The 22,427-nt window shown below is 65.9% G+C and carries 15 protein-coding genes; 6 read left to right on the forward strand and 9 right to left on the reverse strand.

The window, feature by feature from the left end:
- The first annotated feature begins 43 nt into the window (after positions 1-43).
- From ACZLIF_RS09740 to ACZLIF_RS09755, 4 genes are all read left to right on the forward strand, one after another.
- The gene (locus tag ACZLIF_RS09740) at positions 44-1,684 is read left to right on the forward strand and encodes an acetolactate synthase large subunit (protein ID WP_128988734.1); all 1,641 of its coding nucleotides are present in this window, start codon (positions 44-46) and stop codon (positions 1,682-1,684) included.
- A 169-nt stretch (positions 1,685-1,853) separates the two neighbouring features.
- On the forward strand, positions 1,854-3,365 hold the full coding sequence (lysS, locus tag ACZLIF_RS09745) for a lysine--tRNA ligase (protein WP_478462582.1): 1,512 nt from the start codon (positions 1,854-1,856) through the stop codon (positions 3,363-3,365).
- A 206-nt stretch (positions 3,366-3,571) separates the two neighbouring features.
- Complete coding sequence (gene rpfG, locus ACZLIF_RS09750; protein WP_478462584.1) at positions 3,572-4,711, forward strand: cyclic di-GMP phosphodiesterase response regulator RpfG; 1,140 nt, start codon at positions 3,572-3,574, stop codon at positions 4,709-4,711.
- Between the two features lies 1 nt (position 4,712).
- Positions 4,713-7,427, forward strand: a complete 2,715-nt coding sequence (locus ACZLIF_RS09755; protein ID WP_478462586.1) for a response regulator — start codon at positions 4,713-4,715, stop codon at positions 7,425-7,427.
- A 12-nt stretch (positions 7,428-7,439) separates the two neighbouring features.
- Here ACZLIF_RS09755 and rpfF read toward each other — a convergent pair whose 3' ends face one another.
- From rpfF to betI, 5 genes are all read right to left on the reverse strand, one after another.
- Entirely contained in the window at positions 7,440-8,309 is an 870-nt protein-coding gene (rpfF, locus tag ACZLIF_RS09760) for a diffusible signal factor synthase RpfF (protein ID WP_128988742.1), read from the reverse strand.
- 205 nt (positions 8,310-8,514) lie between these two features.
- Positions 8,515-10,191, reverse strand: a complete 1,677-nt coding sequence (locus ACZLIF_RS09765; RefSeq protein ID WP_065175618.1) for a long-chain fatty acid--CoA ligase — start codon at positions 10,189-10,191, stop codon at positions 8,515-8,517.
- A 213-nt stretch (positions 10,192-10,404) separates the two neighbouring features.
- Positions 10,405-12,087, reverse strand: coding sequence for a choline dehydrogenase (betA, locus tag ACZLIF_RS09770; RefSeq protein ID WP_128988744.1), 1,683 nt, complete (start codon positions 12,085-12,087; stop codon positions 10,405-10,407).
- Positions 12,088-12,175: 88 nt separating this feature from the next.
- Positions 12,176-13,648: a betaine-aldehyde dehydrogenase gene (gene betB / locus ACZLIF_RS09775; protein WP_053520387.1), complete on the reverse strand. Its 1,473-nt coding sequence runs from the start codon at positions 13,646-13,648 to the stop codon at positions 12,176-12,178.
- A 40-nt stretch (positions 13,649-13,688) separates the two neighbouring features.
- Positions 13,689-14,279, reverse strand: a complete 591-nt coding sequence (betI, locus tag ACZLIF_RS09780; RefSeq protein ID WP_053520388.1) for a transcriptional regulator BetI — start codon at positions 14,277-14,279, stop codon at positions 13,689-13,691.
- 169 nt (positions 14,280-14,448) lie between these two features.
- On the opposite strand from betI, the gene ACZLIF_RS09785 reads away from it, so the two are divergent.
- Complete coding sequence (locus tag ACZLIF_RS09785) at positions 14,449-15,999, forward strand: BCCT family transporter (RefSeq protein WP_128990539.1); 1,551 nt, start codon at positions 14,449-14,451, stop codon at positions 15,997-15,999.
- Between the two features lie 21 nt (positions 16,000-16,020).
- On the opposite strand, the gene ACZLIF_RS09790 is transcribed toward ACZLIF_RS09785, so the two are convergent.
- From ACZLIF_RS09790 to ACZLIF_RS09805, 4 genes are all read right to left on the reverse strand, one after another.
- Positions 16,021-16,653 carry an ATPase gene (locus tag ACZLIF_RS09790; protein WP_128990537.1) on the reverse strand — a complete coding sequence of 211 codons (633 nt, stop codon included), beginning with the start codon at positions 16,651-16,653 and terminating at the stop codon, positions 16,021-16,023.
- The gene (locus tag ACZLIF_RS09795; RefSeq protein WP_053520391.1) at positions 16,653-17,027 is read right to left on the reverse strand and encodes a type II toxin-antitoxin system Phd/YefM family antitoxin; all 375 of its coding nucleotides are present in this window, start codon (positions 17,025-17,027) and stop codon (positions 16,653-16,655) included. The genes ACZLIF_RS09790 and ACZLIF_RS09795 overlap by 1 nt, the downstream gene beginning before the upstream one ends.
- A 307-nt stretch (positions 17,028-17,334) precedes the next feature.
- Positions 17,335-20,088 carry an aconitate hydratase AcnA gene (gene acnA, locus ACZLIF_RS09800; protein WP_128990534.1) on the reverse strand — a complete coding sequence of 918 codons (2,754 nt, stop codon included), beginning with the start codon at positions 20,086-20,088 and terminating at the stop codon, positions 17,335-17,337.
- Between the two features lie 172 nt (positions 20,089-20,260).
- Positions 20,261-21,163: a LysR family transcriptional regulator gene (locus ACZLIF_RS09805; protein ID WP_053519987.1), complete on the reverse strand. Its 903-nt coding sequence runs from the start codon at positions 21,161-21,163 to the stop codon at positions 20,261-20,263.
- Between the two features lie 109 nt (positions 21,164-21,272).
- Between ACZLIF_RS09805 and ACZLIF_RS09810 the strand changes: the two genes are divergently transcribed.
- A complete protein-coding gene (locus tag ACZLIF_RS09810; protein ID WP_128990532.1) occupies positions 21,273-22,394 on the forward strand; it encodes a 4-oxalomesaconate tautomerase in 1,122 nt (373 codons plus the stop codon).
- Positions 22,395-22,427: the final 33 nt, after the last annotated feature.

Raw genomic sequence — 22,427 nt, forward strand, 5'->3', positions numbered from 1 at the left:
GTAACGATCCACCACCAGTCCAGTGAAGAGGGACGGCATTCCCATGTCCAAGGGTTCAGATCTGCTTGTCGCGGCGCTCGAGAACGAGGGCGTCGAACGTATTTTTGGTATTCCCGGCGAAGAGAACCTCGATGTCGTCGAGTCGCTGCGCCATTCCAGCATCGAGCTGGTCATCACCCGCCATGAGCAGGCGGCGGTGTTCATGGCGGCCACCTACGGACGCCTGACCGGCAAGCCGGGCGTGTGCCTGGCCACGCTCGGCCCGGGTGCCCTCAACTTCACCACCGGTGCGGCCTACGCGCTGCTGGGCGCGTGGCCGGTGATCATGATCACCGGGCAGAAGGGCATCGTCGCCAGCAAGCAGGCGCGCTTCCAGATCGTCGACATCGTCAGCACGATGAAGCCGCTGACCAAGCAGGCGCGGCAGATCGTATCGGCGCGCACCATCCCGACCATCGTCCGCGAGGCATTCCGTGTCGCGCAGGAAGAACGTCCGGGCCCGGTCCTGCTGGAACTGCCGGAGGACATCGCGGCCACTGAAGTCGAGGATGTGGCAATGATCCCGACGCATGCGGTGGATCGACCGATCGCCAGTCCCGAGGCGCTCGATCGCGCCGCGCAGATCATCCGCAATGCGAAGCGTCCGCTGCTGATGATCGCCTCCGCGGCGTCACGGCCGCAGTCCAGCGACGCGCTGTCAGCCTTCGTGCTGCGTGCCGGCATTCCCTTCTTCACCACGCAGATGGGCAAGGGTGCGGTGGCGGGCGGATCAGGCCTGTACATGGGGACCGCCGCGCTGACCGAACGCGACTACGTGCATATGGCCATCGACCAGGCCGACGTGATCGTCACCATCGGCCATGAAGTGACCGAGAAGCCGCCTTTCGTGATGCGGCCGGGCGGACCGACCGTCATCCACATCGGCTATTCGCAGGCGGCGGTCGAGCAGGTCTACTTCCCGCAGGTGGAGGTGATCGGCGATATCGGCCGCTCGCTGACCCAGCTGGCCGACCGCATCGAAGGCCAGGTGGCCCATGCCGATGCGCTGCTGCCGCTGCGGGCCACCATCCTCGACCATCTCGCCGACCGTGCCGAAGAGGCCCGGTTCACCCCGCAGCGGCTGGTCCACGACGTGCGCCGGGTGATGCCGCCCGACGGCATCGTGGCGCTGGACAATGGCATGTACAAGATATGGTTCGCGCGCAATTACCGCACCCAGGTAGCCAATACGCTGCTTCTGGACAATGCGCTTGCCACGATGGGCGCGGGCCTGCCTTCGGCGATCATGGCCTCGATCCTGTACCCGCAGCGCCGGGTGCTGGCGGTGTGTGGCGACGGCGGCTTCATGATGAACAGCCAGGAGCTGGAAACCGCGCGGCGGCTGGGGCTGAACCTGGTGGTGCTGATCCTCAACGATGGTGCCTACGGCATGATCCGCTGGAAGCAGGCGGTGGATGGCTTCACCGACTATGGGATGACCTTCGGCAATCCTGACTTCGTCAGGTACGCCGAGGCCTATGGTTGCAAGGGCCACGAAGTGACGGCCATCGAGCAGTTCATCCCGACGCTGGAGGCGGCGTTCAACGAAGGCGGGGTGCACCTGGTGTCGGTGCCGATCGACTATTCGGAGAACGAGCGGGTGCTGGTGGATGAATTGCGGCAGGCGTTCCCCGGGAATGCCTGAGGTAGCGCCGGGCCACGCCCGGGGATTCCTGCCGACTGACCGCCGGGCATGGCCCGGCGCTACCGGGCCGTGGGCGCCGGCCAGGGCCGGGGCAGGGTGGTTTTGCTATGCTGTGCAGCCGGCCGTGCCGGGCGCAAGACTCCCCCAACTACACGATTCCCGCAGATCCATGAGCGAAGCTACCGAAACCCCTTCCGTCGACGAAAACAAGTTGATCGCCGAGCGCCGCGAGAAACTCAAAGCGCTGCGCGGGCAGGGGATCGCGTACCCGAACGACTTCCGTCGCGAGGATTTCGCCGGGCAGCTGGAGGACGAATACAGCGACGCCGAAACCTGGACCGCCGAGGCCCTGGAAGCCAATGGCCGCCAGGTGCGCATGGCCGGACGCCTGATGGCCAAGCGCATCATGGGCAAGGCCAGCTTCGCCCAGATCCAGGACGAGTCCGGCCGCATCCAGCTGTTCCTGCAGGGCGCGGCCCTGGGCGATGACTACGCTGCCTTCAAGGGCTGGGACGTGGGTGACATCATCGCCGTCGAGGGCGGCCTGACCCGTACCCGTACCGGCGAACTGTCGGTCAAGGCCGCAACGATCCGACTGCTGACCAAGTCGCTGCGTCCGCTTCCGGACAAGTGGCATGGCCTGGCCGACGTCGAGCAGCGCTACCGCCAGCGTTACGTCGATCTGATCGTGACCCCGGAGTCGCGCGCGGTGTTCATCAAGCGCTCGAAGATCATCCGTGCCATGCGCGCGTGGCTGGACAACCGCGACTTCCTCGAAGTCGAGACGCCGATGATGCATTACATCCCCGGCGGTGCGGCGGCCAAGCCGTTCACCACCCATCACAACGCGCTGGACCTGGACCTGTACCTGCGCGTGGCGCCGGAGTTGTACCTGAAGCGCCTGACCGTCGGTGGCCTGGAGCGGGTGTACGAAATCAACCGCAATTTCCGCAATGAAGGCGTCAGCACCCGGCACAACCCGGAGTTCACCATGATGGAGCTGTACGAGGCCTACGCCACGTACAACGAGATCATGGACCTGACCGAAGGCGTGATCCGGGACGTGGCCAGGACGGTGAACGGCACTACCGAAGTGGAGTGGGACGGCGCGAAGATCGATCTCGGCCCGGCGTTCCGCCGCTGGCGGATGGACGAGGCCGTGCGGCACCACAATCCGGAGATCTCCGCTGCCGACTGCACCGACCGCGAAGCGCTGCTGCGGCACTGCGAGCGCCTGAAGATCAAGGTCAAGCCGTCCTACGGCTGGGGCAAGCTGCTGCTGGAGATCTTCGAAGCCACCGTCGAGCACACCCTGATCCAGCCCACCTTCATCACCGATCATCCGGTGGAGGTCTCGCCGCTGGCGCGTGCCAACGACAACGACCCCGGCTACACCGATCGCTTCGAGCTGTTCGTGAACGGCAAGGAGCTGGCCAACGGCTTCTCCGAGCTGAACGACCCGGAGGATCAGGCCCAGCGTTTCCAGGCCCAGGTGGCCGCCAAGGAGGGGGGCGATGACGAGGCCATGCACTACGACGCCGACTACATCCGCGCGCTGGAGTACGGCATGGCGCCGACCGGCGGCCTCGGCATCGGCGTCGACCGCCTGGTGATGCTGCTGACCGGCAGCAGCTCCATCCGCGACGTGCTGCTGTTCCCGTACATGCGTCCGGAGCACTGAGCCGGGGTTTTGTGACTCCCGTTTGTGCGCGCCGTCCCGAAACGGGACGGCGCAATTGACGTCTCTGGCACTCGGCGTATCGTAATTGCACTACCTTGACGCCGGCTATGGCTTGATCGGTGACGGGGAAGAGCGCAATGTGGAGAGCCCGCTTCACAATGTGACCACGATCATGAACCGGGACGCATGACACGGGAGTCAGTCCGATGCAGGGTGCCAGCGTGCGCAGCGGCAGCGTTTCCACGCCTGCTGATGACCAAGCGTGGTCGAGAAACCAGGCGGAGTACACGTTGAACATCGTCATCGTCGATGACCAGACCTCCGCGTGGACGATGCTGCGGCACGTCATCGAGGACATCGCGCCGGAACTGAGCGTGCATGACTTCGGCAATCCCCTGACCGCGCTGGCCTGGTGCGAATCGCACCCGGTCGACCTGCTGCTGCTCGACTACCGCATGCCGGAAATGGACGGGCTGGAATTCGCCCGCCGCTTCCGGCGCCTGCCCAAACATCGCGACATCCCCGTGATCCTGATCACCGTGGTGGGCGACGAGCCGATCCGGCAGGCCGCGCTGGAGGCAGGCGTGATCGACTTCCTGGTCAAGCCGATCCGCCCGCGCGAACTGCGGGCGCGCTGCTACAACCTGCTGCAGCTGCGCCAGCAGACCGAGAACGTGAAACAGCGCGCGCTGTCACTGGAACAGCGCCTGCTCGCCAGCATGCACGAGGTCGAGGAGCGGGAGCGCGAGACCTTGTCGCGATTGGCTCGTGCGATCGAGTTTCGTGACGCCGGCACCAGTGCCTACCTGGAGCGGATGGCCCGCGTGGCCGGGCTTATCGCCGAGCAGCTGGGCCTGCCGGAAGACGAGGTACGGCTGATCGAGATGGCGGCGCCCCTGCACGACATGGGCAAGATCGCCATACCGGATGCGGTGCTGCTCAAGCAGGGCAAGCTCAATGAAGAGGAGCTGGCGATCATGCGCCGTCACCCGCGCATCGGCCATGAACTGCTCAGCGGCAGCCAGAACCGCTTCATCCAGGTCGGTGCGCTGATCGCGCTGCGTCACCATGAACGCTACGACGGCAGCGGTTACCCCGATGGGCTGGTAGGCGAAGCGATTCCACTGGAAGCGCGCATCGTTGCCGTCGCCGATGTCTTCGACGCCCTGATTTCCCCGCGTCCATACAAGGAAGCCTGGACGATGGAAGCAACGCTGGCCTATCTGTATGCCCAGCGTGGCCGCCTGTTCGACCCCCGCTGCGTGGATGCGCTGCTGCGGGGCCGCCAGCAACTGCTGGACATCTGCGCGCAGCACTCGACGGCCTCCACGCGACCGGGTGGATGAGATGCAGGACCTGTTCGCACGGCTGAAGCGCCGGCTGTCGCAGCGGCCCGACTCCGAGCACGGGCAGGTGATAGTGCGGATCGCGCTGATCTCGCTGATCCTGGTTTACGTACTGCTGTCCGGGGCCCGGATGCATCGCCTGGAGCAGTACCAGGGCGTGCTCGTGACCGTGCTGACCGGGCTGTCGATATCCCTGCTGCTGTTCGCCTGGTTGCTGTGGAAGCCGGGGCGCTCCGATGCGCGCAGGGTGGTCGGCATGGTCGCCGACTATGGGTTGATGACGGTCGGCATGGTGCAGATGGGCGAGCCTCTGGCCTGGGTCTATGCGCTGGTGATGTGGGTCACGGTGGGCAATGGCCTGCGCTTCGGCAACCGCTACCTGGGCGTGGCGATCGCCATGGCCCTGGTCAGCTTCGGTACCACCGTGCTGTTGACACCGTATTGGCGTGACAACCCCAGCCTGGCCGTGCCCCTGTGGCTGGGCCTGGTGGCGGTTCCGCTGTGCTGCTCCTCCCTGTTGCGACGACGGATGCGACATCCCCCCATGGACACTCCTGCCGTTGAATCCTCCCCGGCCCGGTCGCTGCTGGCCCGGGTGAAGCAACGGCTGTCCGGACGCGAGGACAGCGAGCACGCGCAGAACCTGATCCGCATCGTGATCACCGCGCTGTTCATCAGCTATCTCGGCTGGCGCTACCTGAGCGCGGGTGGCGAGACGCTGACCACGACGTGGCTGATCCTCGCCTTCGAGCTGGCCATCTCGGCGGGCCTGCTGGTGGCGATCCTGGTCGATCCCGGGGTGTCACATGTCCGCCGCGTGATCGGCATGCTGACCGACTACACCTGCATGGCCTGGATCATGACCATCCAGGGTGAGCCGGCAGCTCCGCTGTACGCGGTGATGCTGTGGGTCACGATCGGCAACGGCATGCGCTACGGCAGCACCTACCTGCGGGTGGCCACCGCAATGGGGTGCCTGGCCTTCCTGTGCACCGTGATGCTGTCGCCTTACTGGCGCAGTCACGACTACCTCGGCTGGGGCCTGCTGCTGGGCCTGGGCGCGATTCCGCTCTACTTCGATTCGCTGCTGCATGCCTTGACCCGTGCGGTGGCCGAAGCGCGCCAGGCCAACGAAGCCAAGAGCCGTTTCCTGGCGAACATGAGCCACGAATTCCGTACGCCACTCAACGGCCTGGCCGGCATGACCGAAGTGCTGGCCACCACGCAGCTGGATGAGGAGCAGCGCGAGTGCCTCAGCACCATCCAGGCATCCACCCGCAGCCTGCTGGCGCTGGTGGAGGAGGTGCTGGACATCTCGGCGATCGAGGCCGGCAAGGTGCGGGTGGAATGGCATGAGTTCGCGCTGGCCGACGTGCTGCAGGCGATCAACCTGATCCTCACCCCGCAGACGCGTTCCAAGTCATTGGAGTATCGCGTCGACGTGGACGACAACGTTCCGCCACGGTTGTTCGGCGACGCCGGCCATCTGCAGCAGATTCTGCTGAATCTGATGGGCAACGCGGTGAAGTTCACCGACAGTGGCTTCGTCCATCTGCGTGTCAGCAGCCATGACGAGCGTGGCAGCGAGCGTGCCCGGCTGCGTTTCGAGATCCTCGACAGCGGCATCGGCGTACCCGTGGCCCTGCGCAGCCGCCTGTTCAACGCCTTCGAGCAGGCCGACGTCGGCCTGGCCCGCCGCCATGAAGGCACCGGACTGGGTACGGCGATCGCCAAGGGGCTGGTCGAGTCGATGGGCGGGCAGGTCGGTTACCTGCCGAACACGCCGCGCGGCAGCGTGTTCTGGGTGGAAATCGCGCTGGACGTGGCGCCGACGCCGGACGTGCAGGGCGAGCTGCCGGAGGGCGGCAACGTCATTGCGTTCTCCAATCCATTCCTGCGCCATCGGGCCCGTGTACGCAGCCTGCGGGTGCTGGTTGCCGATGACCATGCCGCCAACCGCATGGTGCTGCAGCGGTTGCTCGAGAAGGCCGGCCACAAGGTCACATGCGTCAATGGTGGGGTCGAGGTGCTCGACGCTCTCGAGCAGGCCAATTACGACGCAGCCATCGTTGATCTGCACATGCCCGGCATGAGCGGCCTGGACCTGCTCAAGCAGCTGCGGGTGATGCAGGCCAGTGGCCTGCCGTATGTGCCGGTGATGGTGCTCAGCGCCGATGTCACCCCGGAATCCATCCTGCGCTGTGAGCAGGCAGGTGCACGTGCATTCCTGGCCAAGCCGGTCGTCGCGACGCGTCTGCTGGAGGTGTTGGCCGATGTGGCCGCCAACACGCGTACCGAGCCGGGCATCCAGTCGGTACCGGCCATGGAGGTCGGTGACGGCGTACTCGACACCGCCGTGCTGGACGAGCTGGCGTCACTGGGCATGGGCGATGGCTTCGAACGCAAGTTCATCGACCAGTGCCTGGTCGATGTGGACGCGAGCATGGCGCAGATGCAGGCCTGTGGCGAGCGGCTGGACTGGGAGGACTTCCGCGAACACGCCCACGCCCTGCGTGGCGTGGCGAGCAACCTGGGCCTGGTCCAGGTTGCTGCCGCCAGTGGCGAGATGATGCGCATGGCCGACTGGCAATTGAAGGCCGAGTGGACAATGCGCCTGTCCAGCCTGGTAGGTGCACTGCGCATCGGCAGGAAAGCGCTGGCGTCCCGCGTCGCAGGCATCCAGCAACGCGACGACGGGGAACGCACGCCCTCCTGACCGCGAGGTCTGTCAGCCCACCTCGCCATTGCGGCGGGCCTGGGCGCGGACCAGCCGGTCCATGGTCCGCAGCGACTTCTCGCCCAGCTGCATGGCGGTGTCGACCCAGATCTCGGTGATGCGCATCATTTCGTGCAGCGGCACCATGGTGGCGATCTCGTTCACTTCGCGCATCGCCGCCCAGGCGTGCGGAATGCGCCGGCTGTCCCGGATCACCTGTTCGACCGCCGCAACGCCTTCGCCCACCGGCACGACGACATCCACCAGGCCCATGTCCTTCAACTGCCGGGCGGTGAAGAGGTTGCCCTCCAGCATGATCTTCTCGGCCAGCCGCGGGCTGACCCGCTGGCACAGGAAGGAGTAGGCGCCCATGCCCGGGAACAGGTCGAACAGCACCTCCGGCAGTCCCATCAGCACGCCTTCTTCGGCGACGATGGTATGGCAGCTAAGCGCGGCCTCGAAGCCGCCGCCCAGTGCATTGCCCTGGACCAGCGCGATGCTGTGGGCGCGTGCGCCCAGCCCGGCGTGGAACGCATGCACGCCGCGCACGCAGCGCTGCGCATAGTCGAGCAGGCGGGCACGGTCGCCCTCGCGGATCAGCCGGCAGAACAGTTCCAGGTCGCCGCCCAGGTTGAATACGTCACTATCGGAGGCCAGGACCACGTGAGGCGAGAGAACGTGGGCGGCACTGAGACGGTCTCCCAGTTCACGCTGATAGTCGACGATGTCGTCTACCAGGCGTGAGGCAAAGCACGGGCGGCCCGGCTGGTTGACCAGGTTGGCATGCATGTGGATCCAGTAGACATCCCGTTCGGTTTCCTCGGTGATGCGCAGGGTCGGGTGCTGCGACGGACGGGTGATGATGGGGCGTACTGCAGACATGGGTTTTCTCCGAGTGACCGTCCGGCCAACCGCAGAGCGGACGGAGAGATGGAATGTGAGGGAGTGGGCGGAACGTGCGGTGGCGAGTGATTCTATGCACCGCTCGTGAACCGCCTGCAAGCGGCCGCCGCCCGCGCTGGCCGCCAACGAAAAGGGCCCCGCCGTCGCCGGCGGGGCCCTGATCTGCGTCGAACCGTGGAAACCCTTACTGCGCGGGCGTATCGCGCAGCTCGCGACGGAGGATCTTGCCGACATTGGTCTTGGGCAGTTCCTTGCGGAACTCCACGATGCGCGGGTGCTTGTAACCGGTCAGATTTGCCCGGGCATGCTCCTTGACCATTTCGGCGGTCAGGTTCGGATCCTTCTTCACGATCACCACCTTGACCACTTCGCCGGACTTCTCGTCCGGCACGCCGACCGCGGCCACTTCCAGCACGCCCGGCATCATCGCGATGACGTCTTCGACTTCGTTCGGATACACATTGAAGCCGGACACCAGGATCATGTCCTTCTTGCGGTCGACGATGTAGAAGAAACCCCGTTCATCCATCTTCGCCATGTCGCCGGTATGCAGCCAGCCGTCGCTGTCGATCGCCTGGGCGGTCTCTTCGGGGCGCTGCCAGTAGCCCTTCATCACCTGCGGGCCCTTGATGCACAGCTCGCCCACCTCACCCAGCGGCAGGATGTTGCCGTTGTCGTCCTTGATGCACGCATCGGTGGACGGGATCGGCAGGCCGATGGAGCCGTTGTACTCCGGCAGGGTAAGCGGGTTGATGCAGGCGGCCGGCGAGGTTTCGGTCAGGCCGTAGGCCTCGACCAACGTCACCCCGGTAACCTTCTTCCAGCGCTCGGCCACAGCGCGCTGCACCGCCATGCCGCCGCCCAGGGTGAACTTCACCGACGAGAAATCGATCTCATCGAAACCGGGCGTATTGAGCAGACCGTTGAACAGCGTGTTGACGCCGGTGATGGCGGTGAAGCGCGTGCCCTTGAGCTCCTTGACGAAGCCCTTCATGTCGCGCGGATTGGTGATCAGATGATTGCAGCCGCCGAACTTCATGAAGACCAGACCGTTCGCGGTCAACGCGAAGATGTGGTACAGCGGCAGCGCGGTGATGATCACTTCCTTGCCCGGCTCGATGCCGGAGGTCGACAGCCATGCCGAGGCCTGCTGCATGTTGGCGATCAGGTTGCGGTTGGTCAGCATCGCGCCCTTGGCCACGCCGGTGGTGCCGCCGGTGTACTGCAGGAACGCCACGTCGTCGTGGTCGATCTCGACCTCGGGCAGGGTGTGGCGGCTGCCGAGCTTGAGTGCCTGCTTGAAGCGGATGGCACCCTTCACGTGATAGTTGGGCACCATCTTCTTGACGTACTTCAGCACGAAGTTGACGATCGCGCCCTTCGCGCCGAGCAGATCGCCCAGGCCGGTGGTGACCACCTGCCTGACCGGCGTGTCGGCGATGACCTGCTGGACGGTATCGCCGAAGTTGTCGACCACCACCAGCACCGAGGCGCCGGCGTCGACCAGCTGGTGCTTGAGTTCGCGTGCGGTATACAGCGGGTTGACGTTGACCACGGTCAGGCCCGCACGCAGCACGCCGAAGGTGGCGACCGGGTACTGCAGGCAGTTGGGCATCATCAGGGCGACGCGGTCGCCCTTCTTGAGCTTGAGCTCACCCAGCAGGTAGGCCGCGAACTGGTCAACCAGCGCATCGGTCTCGCCATAGGTGAGGACCTTGCCGAAACTGGAGTAGGCGGGGCGGTCGCGGTACTTGGCGACGGAGGCGTCGAAGACGGAGGCTACCGAATGGAATTCGTTGACGTCGATCTCGGCGGGAACGCCTTTCGGATAGCTCTGCAGCCAGGGACGATCCAGACTCATATTCCCCCTCCAGGAATCGTGATTGTTGGGTCCGACCCTGAGCGTACTGACAGCGGCCGGTCATTGCAGCATACCCCGCCGTAGGGGAAACGCGAAGAGGGCATCGCGCGACGGCCTGTGCGATCGCGTCAAATGCCGCCGGGCATGGCCCCGCGCCACCGAACTGGCAGCGCTGGGCCATGCCCGGCGGGTGTTTCAGGGTGCGTGCGGTGCTCAGCCCTGCCTGCGCACCGGCGCACCATTGGCCTTGTAGTAGGGCGCGGTGCTGCGGGGCAGCGGCGCACGGCCGCGGATCACGTCGGCGAGCTTTTCGGCGATCATGATGGTCGGCGCGTTGAGGTTGCCGGTCACCACCTGCGGCATGATCGAGGCGTCGACGATGCGCAGGGCCTCCAGACCATGCACGCGGCCCTGGCCGTCCACCACCGCCATCGGATCATCGGCGTGGCCCATCTTGTTGGAGCAGGACGGGTGGTATGCCGTTTCAGCATGCTCACGGACGAACGCGTCGATCTGCGCATCGGTCTGCAGTGCACTGCCCGGCGAAATCTCGCGGCCGCTGTATGGAGCCAGTGCCGGCTGCGCGAAGATCTCGCGGGTGATGCGGATCGCCGCGCGGAACTCGCGCCAGTCCTGGTCGTGCGACATGTAGTTGAACAGGATGCTCGGATGCTCGCGCGGATCCTTGGAGCGGACATGGATGCGGCCCCGGCTGGGCGAGCGCATCGAGCCGACATGCATCTGGAAGCTGTGTGCCTTGATCGGATTGGACCCGTTGTAGTTGATGGCCACCGGCAGGAAGTGATACTGCAGGTTGGGCCAGTCGAACTCGGCATCGCTGCGGATGAAGCCGCCGGCCTCGAACTGGTTGCTGGCGCCGATACCGGTGCCCAGGAACAGCCATTCAGCGCCGATTGCCGGCTGGTTGTACAGCTTCAGCGCCGGCGCCAGCGAGACCGGCTTCTTGCATTCGTACTGGAGATACATCTCCAGGTGATCCTGCAGATTGGCGCCGACGCCCGGCAGGTGATGCACCAGGTCGATGTCGAGGCTGCGCAGCAGATCGGCCGCGCCCACGCCGGAGCGCTGCAGGATCTGTGGCGAGGCGATGGCGCCGCCGCACAACAGCACCTCGCGGCGGGCAGTGGCACGCTGCGGCTGGTCGTTGCGCAGCCACTGCACGCCCACCGCGCGCTTGCCGGAGAACAGGATGCGGTCGGTCAGCGCGTGGGTGACGATGGTCAGGTTCGGGCGCGGCCTGGCCAGATCCAGATAGCCGCGGGCGGTGCTGGAGCGGCGGCCCTTCGGCGTGACCGTGCGGTCCATCGGCCCGAAGCCTTCCTGCTGGTAGCCGTTGAGGTCATCGGTGCGCGGATAGCCTGCCTGCACGCCGGCTTCAACCATGGCTGCGAACAGTTCGTTGTTGCCGGCCTTGGGGGTGGTCACCCGCAGCGGGCCATCGCCCCCGTGGTAATCGTTGGGGCCGATGTCGCGGGTCTCGGCCTTGCGGAAGTAGGGCAGGCAGTCCAGATAGGTCCAGTCGTCCAGGCCGGGCATGCTCGCCCAGTTGTCGTAGTCCATCGCGTTGCCGCGGATGTAGCACATGCCGTTGATCAGCGACGAACCGCCCAGGCCCTTGCCACGGCCGCAGTCCATGCGGCGGTTGTTCATGAAGGGCTCTGGATCGGTCTTGTAGGCCCAGTTGTAGCGCTTGCCCTGCAGCGGAAACGCCAGCGCCGCCGGCATCTGGGTGCGGAAGTCGAGCCGGTAGTCCGGGCCACCCGCTTCCAGCAGCAGTACGCTCACATCGGCATCTTCGGTCAGGCGGGTGGCCAGCACGTTGCCGGCCGAACCGGCGCCGATGATGATGTAGTCGTACTCGTTATGGGTGCTCATGGTTGTTCTCCTTCAGGCCGGGACACGCTGCAAACAGGCGTCCCGGCGGAATGTCGGATCGGCGCGGTGGCCGGACGAGGGGCGCGGCTCAGAACACGCTGGCGTAGTCGCCCAGTTCGACCTGCACCGACTTGATGCGGGTGTAGTGGCCCAGGGTCGAGAGGCCGTTCTCGCGGCCGACACCGGACTCCTTGTAGCCACCCACCGGCATTTCGGCTGGCGATTCGCCCCAGGTGTTGATCCAGCAGATGCCGGCTTCCAGGCGATGGATGATGCGGTGGGCGCGGCTGATGTCCTTGCTGACCACGCCGGCGGCGAGGCCGAAGGTGGTGTCGTTGGCGCGGCGGACCACTTCATCTTCGCTGTCATAGGCAAGGATGCTCATGACCGGCCCGAAGATCTCTTCCTTGACGATGGTCATGTCGTCGCGGCAGTCGGAGAACACAGTCGGCAGCACATAGGCGCCCTGGGCCAGCGTGCCGTCGGTGGCACGGCCGCCGCCGATCAGCAGGCGCGCGCCTTCGGTCTTGCCGCTTTCGATGTAGCGCAGCACGTTCTCCATGTGCGGGAAGCTGGTCAGCGGGCCGAAGTTGGTGTCCGCGGCCATCGGATCGCCGATGCGGATGCGCTTGACGCGCTCGACCACGGCGGCCTCGAACGCGGCCAGCATGCCGCGCGGCACAAACACGCGGGTGCCATTGGTGCACACCTGGCCGGAGCTGAAGAAATTGGCCATCACCGCGATGTCGGCGGCGCGGTCGAGATCGGCGTCATCGCAGATCACCAGCGGCGATTTGCCGCCCAGTTCCATGGTCACTTCCTTCAGCGAGGAGGAGGCGGCCGCAGCCATCACCTTCTTGCCGGTGGCCACACCGCCGGTGAAGGAGATCTTCTCGATCACCGGATGTTCGGTGAGCCAGTTGCCGATTTCGCGACCGGGGCCCTGCACGACATTGAACACGCCGGCCGGCACGCCGGCTTCGGTGTAGATCTCGGCAAGCCGGATGGCGGTCAGCGGCGTGACCTCGGACGGCTTGAACACCATCGCATTGCCGGCGGCCAGTGCCGGCGCCGACTTCCACAGGGCGATCTGGATCGGGTAGTTCCAGGCACCGATGCCGGCGACCACGCCCAGCGGTTCACGGCGGGTGTAGAAGAAGCTGGATTCGCGCAGCGGCAGCTGGATGCCTTCGATGGCGGTCGCCAGGCCGGCGTAATACTCCAGCACATCGGCGCCGGTGACGATGTCCACCGTGGTGGTTTCCGCCAGCGCCTTGCCGGTATCGAGCGTTTCCAGGCGGGCCAGTTCGTCATTGCGCTCGCGCAGGATCTCCACGGCGCGGCGCAGGATGCGCGAACGTTCCATGGCGGTCATTGCCGCCCATGCCTTCTGGCCTTCGGTGGCGCTTTCGACGGCGCGTTCGACGTCGGCCTGGCTGGCGACCTGCACCTCGGCGATGACCTCACCGGTGGCGGGGTTGACCGTGGCGAAGGTCTTGCCGCTGGTGGCATCGACCCGGCGGCCATGGATGTAGAGCTGTTGGACGGGCAGGGTGGTCATGGGGCGTACTCCTCGAAAGGGGGCGGGAAGCTGAAAGCGCTTATAGCGCGTCGGCCTGCAACTGGAAGTCGATGTAGCCGTAGGCGATGCGTCGGGCCTTGTCAGCATCGAAGGCGCCGCCGACCAGGCTGCCGCGCAGCCAGAGGCCATCGATCATCGCGGCCAGGCCGCGGGCGGCGAGGCGTGCCTGTGGGCGTGGCAGCACGCGATTGAACTGGTGGCACAGGTTGGAAAACAGGCGCTGGTCGTTGGCATGCTGCAGGCGCGCCAGTTCCGGCTGGTGCATGCTCGCGGCCCAGAAGGTGAGCCAGACACGCATCGCGGTGCCATTGATCTGGCTGTCATCGAAGTTGCCATCGACGATGGCGCGCAGCTGGTCGCGGGGATCGTCGCCGACCCCGGCCCGGCAGCGGGCGACCGCGTCCCGCAATTCGCGCAGGATCTGCCGCATCGCAGCGTTGAGCAGGCCGTCCTTGTCGCCGAAGTAATGGGCGACGATGCCGCTGGACAGCCCGGCCTTCCTGGCGATGGTGGCGACGGTGGCATCGGCCATGCCCATTTCGTCGATGGTCTGGAAAGTGGCCCGGATCAACTGTTCGCGACGGACCGGCTCCACGCCCTTCTTCGGCATTGTCTCTCCACGGATTGCGACCCGAGGCATCGGGTTGGCCATCATTATGCTTTTTATTGATTGAACGTTCAATCAATAAACCCTAGGATGCGCTCGCGCCCCACGCCATGGGCCCGGTTTCCCGGTCCGGCCCCGCCCATGTGCTCCTTCGGACTGATGAGACGATCCCATGTCTTCCCAGGCTCATCCCAAGCGTTCGCCCCTGCGCTTGAACCGCTTTGTCTTCCTCAGCTCCTCGGTGTCGATCGGCATTCTCGGGCTGCTCACCGTCCTCTATCCCGATGCCAGCGAGCACTGGCTGCAATGGGCGCAGGCCGAGATCTCGGCTGCGTTCGGCGCGTGGTACATGCTGCTGGTCGTGCTGTGCCTGGGATTCGTACTGTGGCTGGCGTTCTCGCCCTATGGCCGTATCCGCCTGGGCCACAACGAGGAATCGCCGGCCTTCGGCTACGTCGCGTGGGTGTCGATGCTGTTCTCGGCGGGTATCGGTATCGCATTGCTGTACTACGGTGCCTACGAGCCGCTGGACCATTTCCTCAACCCGCCGGGCCAGCCGGGCGGCACGGTGGCGGCCGGCCGCGAGGCGATGGTGCTGACCTTCCTGCACTGGGGCCTGCATGGCTGGGCGCTGTACGCGCTGGTCGGGGTGGCGCTGGGCTATTTCGCCTATCGCCGCAACCTGCCGCTGGCATTGCGCTCGGCGCTGTATCCGATCTTCGGTGAGCGCATCCATGGCCGCATCGGCGACATGGTCGATGGCTTCGGCATTCTCGCCACGCTGATCTCCATGGTCACCAATCTCGGCATCGGTGCGCTGGTGGTGCAGTCCGGCCTGGTCTATCTGTTCCACATCCCGGACACACCGCAGGTGCTGGTCGCGATCGTGCTGGTGATGATGGTGGTGGCCACCATCGGCGTGGTGGCGGGGGTCGAGAAGGGCATCGCCTGGCTGTCCAACCTCAACGTGCGTCTGTTGTGCGCGCTGTTGCTGTTCGTGCTGGTTACCGGCCCGACCCTGCATCTGTTCGATGGCCTGGTGCAGAACACGGGCGACTATCTCGGCGCATTCGTGCGCAAGAGCTTCGACATGTATCTCAACGATCCGCAGGGCCGCGCCTGGATGGGTTCCTGGACGCTGTTCTACTGGGCGTGGTGGATCGCCTGGGCACCGTTCGTGGGCTTGTTCGTGGCACGCATCTCGCGCGGCCGCACCATCCGCGAGGTCGTGATGGGCGTGCTGTTGATACCGCTCGGCTTCACGCTGGCGTGGCTGTCGATCTTCGGCAACACCGCCATCGACCTGGTGCTCAACCATGGCCAGGCGGTGCTGGGGCAGGTGGCACAGCACGATGCAGCGATGACCCTGTTCAAGCTGCTGGAGTACCTGCCCGGCGCACCCTATGTAGCCGGTGCCGCAGTGGTGATCGGTTTCGTACTGTTCCTGACCCCAGTCGATTCGGGCACGCTGATGATCGCCAACCTGTGCACCCGTCGTGTCGACGACGGGGTGGAGGATGGTCACGATGCGCCGATCTGGCTGCGCGTGTTCTGGGCGGTGGGCATCACCGTGGCCAGCATCGGCCTGCTGCTGGCGGGCAACTTCAGCGCGATGCAGACGGCGGTGGTGCTGTGCGGTCTGCCGTTCTCGTTCACCCTGGCGTTCTACATGCTGGGCCTGCTGCGCGCATTGCGCACCGATCCGGACGCGCCGCGGCGCTGAGCGGACTGCCGGCCCTTGGCATTACAGGCGCAGAGCGGCTTCCAGCAGGACTGTCGCCCATGGGGGCGTGCGCTGCAGCTGCTGCAGGTCATCGGCGGCCGGCCATTGCAGGTGGCCGTCCTCCATCTGCAGCAGCAGCTGTGGATCGGGCACGGCCTCGCCCGGCGCGGCGTCGGCGCTGTTGTCGTAGACCTGCAGCTGCGCCAGCACCGGCATCAGCCCGATCAGGTTCTGCTGCGCCAGCGGCCAGCGGCGGCGGATGTCGACTTCGGAAATGGGGTGGCCACCGGCCTGCACCCGTGCGCGTACCCGGGCGATGTGCTGCTCCGGGCTGGACAGTCCACAGAACCACATCAGCACGTCATGGGTGCGGCTGGCCTCATGCAGCAGGGCGGTGATCGAGTTGCCCCCCAGCGTGGTCTCGAAGGCATGGTTGCGGGCGTGATCCAGGGCGTCGCGGATACGGTTGACACCCTCCTGCCAGGCTTCGGCATTGGCCTCCATGGCGTCCAGGCCGGCCCGCTCGCGCAGCCCGCGGGCGAACGTATCGGGGTTGAACCATTCCAGGCCGGCTTCGCGCAGCACGTGGCCACCCACCGAACTCTTGCCGGCGCCATTGACGCCGGCAAGCACATACAGGAACGGGCGTGGCATCAGTGGCCCGTGCCCGCCTTGACCTGGCCCTTCAGGCGGGCAGGGCGACGCAGCAGTGCGCGTGCGGCATCACCGGCCTGGGCGTGCTGCAGCACCGCCAGGCGCTGGTCGAAGCCGGCACGCAGATCCGCCAGGGCCGGGTCCTGCCCACGCAGCTCCTCCAGCGAGCTTTCCAGCGCTTCGACCTTGGCCTGCAGCGCGCGGTACTGCTCGATGGAAACGATCACCGCCTGCGGTTCGTTGTGATTGGTGACCACCACCATGTGCTGGTCGCGCACTTCCTGCATGACCTTGCGCCAATGTTCCTTCACCGACGAGGCGGTGGTGTGGGTCAGCTCGTTGATCGGGTCGAAGCGGACGGGGGCGTGCAGCATGGCGGTGCTCCAGGGGACCTGTGCGATCACCTTACGCCTGTTTCATGCAAATTGCATGAATGGTGAAAAATATCAAAAATATGATTCATGGGCGATTCGGCCCCGGCGGTGACGCCGGGGCCGGGCTTCCGCCCGCCGGATGCCGCGCGCCGGGTCAGCGGGCAGCCAGCTGACGCAGCACGTACTGCAGCAGGCCACCGTGGTGGGCGAGGAGGCGCGGTTGCGAACCACCGGTTCGCGCGCCTCCGCAGCGCCCCGGCGGTAACGCCGGGGCCGGGCTTCCGCTCGCTGGATGCCGCCCGCCGGGTCAGCGGGCAGCCAGCTGACGCAGCACGTACTGCAGCAGGCCACCGTGGCGGAAGTATTCCACTTCCTTCGGTGTCAGCAGCATCACCGACACCTCGAAGCGCTTCTGCGTGCCATCGGCCCGGGTCGCGGTGACCGTGGCGCGCTTGCTCGCACCGTCCTCCAGGCCGGTGATGTCGATGACTTCCGAGCCATCCAGCCCCAGCGACTGCGCGTTCTCACCATTGCGGAACTGCAGCGGCAGCACGCCCATGCCGACCAGGTTGGAGCGGTGGATGCGCTCGAAGCTCTCGGCGATGACCGCCTTCACGCCCAGCAGCAGGGTGCCCTTGGCGGCCCAGTCGCGCGACGAACCGGTGCCGTACTCCTTCCCGGCCAGCACGACCAGCGGCACCTTGTCGGCCTTGTACTTCATCGCCGCGTCGTAGATCGCCAGCTTCTCCGGCTGACCACCGCCGGCCGGGTAGTACAGGGTGTTGCCACCCTCCTCGCCGCCGAACATCAGGTTCTTGATGCGGATGTTGGCGAAGGTGCCGCGGACCATCACGTCATCATTGCCGCGGCGGCTGCCGTAGCTGTTGAAGTCGGCGGGCTGCACGCCCCGGGCCTGCAGGTAACGCCCCGCGGGCGAATCCTTCTTGATGTTGCCGGCCGGCGAGATATGGTCGGTGGTGATCGAGTCGCCGAACAGACCCATCACACGCGCGCCATGCACGTCGTCGATGCTGCCGGTCTGCATGGTCATGCCATCGAAGTACGGTGGGTTCTTGATGTAGGTGGAGTCATCGCTCCACTCGTACAGATTGCCGTCCGGCGAGGCGATGGTGTTCCAGCGCGTATCGCCCTTGAACACGTCGGCGTAGTTCTGCTTGAACATCTCTGGGCCGATGGTGGCGGCGATGACATCGCCGATTTCCTTGTTGCTCGGCCAGATGTCGCGCAGGTAGACCGGCTGGCCGTCGCTGCCGGTGCCCAGCGGCTGGGTGGTCAGATCGATGTCGGTGGTGCCGGCGATGGCGTAGGCGACCACCAGTGGCGGGCTGGCCAGGTAGTTCATTTTCACTTCGGGATGCACGCGGCCTTCGAAATTACGGTTGCCCGACAGCACGGAGGTCACCACCAGGTCACCGGCGGCGATGCCGGCACTGACCTCGGTCGGCAGCGGGCCGGAGTTGCCGATGCAGGTGGTGCAGCCGTAGCCGACCACGTAGAAGCCGATCTTCTCCAGCTCCTTCAGCACCCCGGCCTTTTCCAGATAGTCGGTGACCACGCGCGAGCCTGGGCCCAGCGAAGTCTTCACCCAGGGCTTGCGATCCAGGCCCTTGGCCGCCGCGTTGCGCGCCAGCAGGCCGGCACCGATCATCACCGCCGGGTTGGACGTGTTGGTACAGGAGGTGATCGCGGCGATGACCACCGCGCCATCCTTCAGGCGGACCTTCCGGCCTTCGATCTCGATGTCGGCGAAGCCCTTGGCCAGCTGTTCGTTGCCGACCGCGGTGCCGCCGCCCTCGTTGAGGAAGGAGGCCACATCGTCGCTGCGCTTGTCGCGGTTGCTGGTCAGGCCGACCAGCGCTTCGCGGTAGTTCTTCTGCACGTCTTCCAGCAGCACGCGGTCCTGCGGGCGCTTCGGTCCGGCCAGCGATGGCTTCACCGTGCCCATGTCCAGCTCCAGCGTGGTGCTGTACTGGGCATGGGGGCTGTCCGGTTCGTGCCACAGGCCCTGCGCCTTGGCGTAGGCCTCGACCAGTGCGATCTGTTCTTCGCTGCGACCGGACAGGCGCAGGTAGTTCAGTGATTCGGCGTCGATCGGGAAGATGCCGCAGGTGGCGCCGTATTCCGGTGCCATGTTGCCGATCGTGGCGCGGTCGGCCAGTGGCAGGTGCTGCAGGCCATCGCCATAGAATTCGACGAACTTGCCGACCACGCCCAGCTTGCGCAGCATCTGGGTGACGGTCAGCACCAGGTCGGTGGCGGTGGCGCCCTCAGGCAGCCGGCCGGTGAGCTTGAAGCCGACCACCTGCGGGATCAGCATCGACGACGGCTGGCCCAGCATGGCCGCTTCGGCTTCGATGCCGCCCACGCCCCAGCCAAGCACGCCGATGCCGTTGATCATCGTGGTGTGGCTGTCAGTACCGAACACGGTGTCCGGGTAGGCCACGGCCCTGCCATCCTTGTCCGCGGTCATCACCACGCGGGCCAGGTTCTCCAGGTTCACCTGGTGGACGATGCCGGTGTTGGGCGGCACCACCTTGAAGTTGTCGAACGCCTTCTGGCCCCAGCGCAGGAACCCGTAGCGTTCCTGGTTGCGCTGGAATTCGATCTTGCCATTGAGATCGAGCGCGTCCGGCTTGCCGAACACATCGACCTGTACCGAATGGTCGATCACCAGTTCCGAAGGGATCTGCGGGTTGATCTGTTCCGGCTTGCCGCCCAGCTTGACCACCGCATCGCGCATGGCGGCCAGATCGACGACACACGGTACGCCGGTGAAGTCCTGCAGGACCACGCGCGCGGGCATGAAGGCGATTTCGGTGTCCGGCTCGGCCGCCGGGCTCCAGCGGGCAACGGCCTCGATGTGCTCCTTGCCGACGGTGACGCCGCCGTCTTCGTGCCGGAGCAGATTCTCCAGCAGGATCTTCATCGAGTAGGGAAGGTGGGAGATGTCGAAGCGCTGGCCCAGTGTGGGCAGGCTGAAGTAGTCGTAGGTCTTGCCGCCGACGTCCAGCTGGCTTCGGGTGGAGAACGAATCGCTCATGCGGGATGACTCCTTCTTGCGGATGGCTTGCAGTGGCCCGTGCATGGACGGACCTGCTTGCGTATGCCGGGGCTCTCCGCCACCGGATCCCCGCCAGTATGGCGGAGCCGGCGCGGCCGGGAACGTCCTCGGCGCAGGACGCAAGGTTACATGGCTGTATGTAGTGCCGATGTCACGGCTTGCCCCGCCACTGGCTCATCAGCATCTGCAGGAAGCGTTCGGCCGTGGGCGAGAGCAGGGCACCACGGCGGCGCACGATGCCGATGGTGCGCGAGACCACCGGATTGCCGATCGGCCGGGTCACCAGGATGGGATGGTCGCCGTCCGGGGTAGCCATCTTCGGCAGCACCGACACGCCGATCCCGGCCTCGACCATGCCCAGGGAGGTGGACAGGTGGGTCACTTCGTAATGCCAGCTCAGCTTCAGGTTCTCACGGGCGAGGGCGCCATCGAGCAGGGTCCGGTTGCCACTGGTGCGATGCACGGTGATCAGCTGGTGCTGGGCAAGATCGGCCCATTCCACGCGGCGCTTGCGAGCCAGCGGATGATCGCGGCGGCAGGCCAGCACGAACGGGTCCTCGGCCAGTACATCGAAATCCAGGTTGGGATCGTTGGCACCCATGAAATTGATGCCGAACTCCACTTCGCCGCGTTCCACTGCCTGCAACCCCTCGGTGGCGGGAATGTCGAGGATGCGGAAGCGGACGTGCGGATGCGCATCGTGGAAGCGTGCCATGACACTGGGCAGGAAGTAGAACGCCGCGGTGGGCAGGCAGGCGATGGTGACCGTGGCGCCGCGCGTGTCGTCGTGCCCGCGCAGCGAGAACAGCGAACCATCGAATTCCTCCAGCATGCGCCGTACCAGCGGCAGCAGGTTCTCGCCGACCGCGGTGGTGCTGACGCTGCGGGTGGTGCGTTCGAGCAGCGGTGAGCCGACGGCCTGCTCCAGCTTCTGGATCCGGCGGCTGAGCGCGGGCTGCGAGACGTGCAGGGTTTCAGCGGCGCGATGGAAGCTGCGCGTCTCGGCGACGAGCAGGAACGCGCGCAGATCGAGGATTTCGCAATTGATGCTCATACGGTATCAATCATCCAAAAATCAGCAATTCACAGATCAATCCGGCTCATGCCAGTATCGAATCACAGAGGGGTCATTCATCCCCTATACGCATCAATCTAGCACACGTATGTCGAACGATCTGCTCAGTATCCCCTGCGTCCTCATGCGTGGCGGCACGTCCAAGGGGCCGTTCTTCCTGGCCTCGGACCTGCCGGCCGACGCCGGCCTGCGCGACCAGCTGCTGCTGGAGGTGATGGGCTCGGGCCATCCGCTGCAGATCGATGGCATCGGCGGTGGCAATGCGCTGACCAGCAAGGTGGCGATCGTCAGCCCCGCCAGCCGCGCCGATGCCGATGTCGACTATCTGTTCGCGCAGGTCCGGGTCGAGCAGCGGGTGGTGGATACCACCCCCAACTGCGGCAACATGCTGGCGGCGGTCGGTCCCTTCGCGATCGAACGCGGACTCGTTCCTGCGCGCCACCCGCGCACCGAAGTGCGCATCCACAACGTCAACACCGGCAAGCTGATCGTGGCCACGGTGGAAACCCCGAACGGCCAGGTGGCCTACCGGGGCGACACGCGTATCGCGGGCGCGCCTGGCGCTGCCGCGCCGGTCCGCCTGGCCTTCCTCGATGCGGCCGGTGCACGTACCGGCCGGCTGCTGCCCAGTGGGCGGCCGCAGGATATGATCGACGGCATCGCCGTCAGCCTGGTGGATTGCGCGATGCCGATGATGATGGTGCGCGCGGCCGATCTGGGTGTCCGCGGTGACGCCTCGCCGGCGGAACTGAATGCGGATCACGCGCTGCTGGCACGGTTGGAAGCGATGCGCATCGAGGCGGGCACGCGGATGGGCATCGCCGATGCGGGCAGCAAGGTGATTCCCAAGCCGGTGCTGCTTTCCGCACCGCAGCAGGGCGGCGACCTGCAGGTGCGCTACTTCATGCCCCACCAATGCCACACCGCGCTTGCCATCACCGGCGCGGTCGGCCTGGCCACCGCCGCAGTCACGCCCGGCACCCTGGCCAACACTTTCGTCGGATGCCTGCCGATGCCGGGCAGCATTACCCTCGAACATCCGAGCGGCCTGCTGGAAGTGGGCCTGAGCCGCAGCTCGGACGATGCGCCGGTCGTTGCCAGCGTGGTCCGTACCGCGCGCCGCCTGTTCGAAGGGCGCGTGTTCGCGACTTCGCCTGCCACTGCCGAAGCCCATTCCACCGAAGCCCGCCAATGGACCTCAGCGGCATGACCTGAAACCGGTCGGGGCCGCGCAGATGCGCGT

It is taken from the genome of Stenotrophomonas sp. 2201_Sma, from assembly GCF_056486685.1.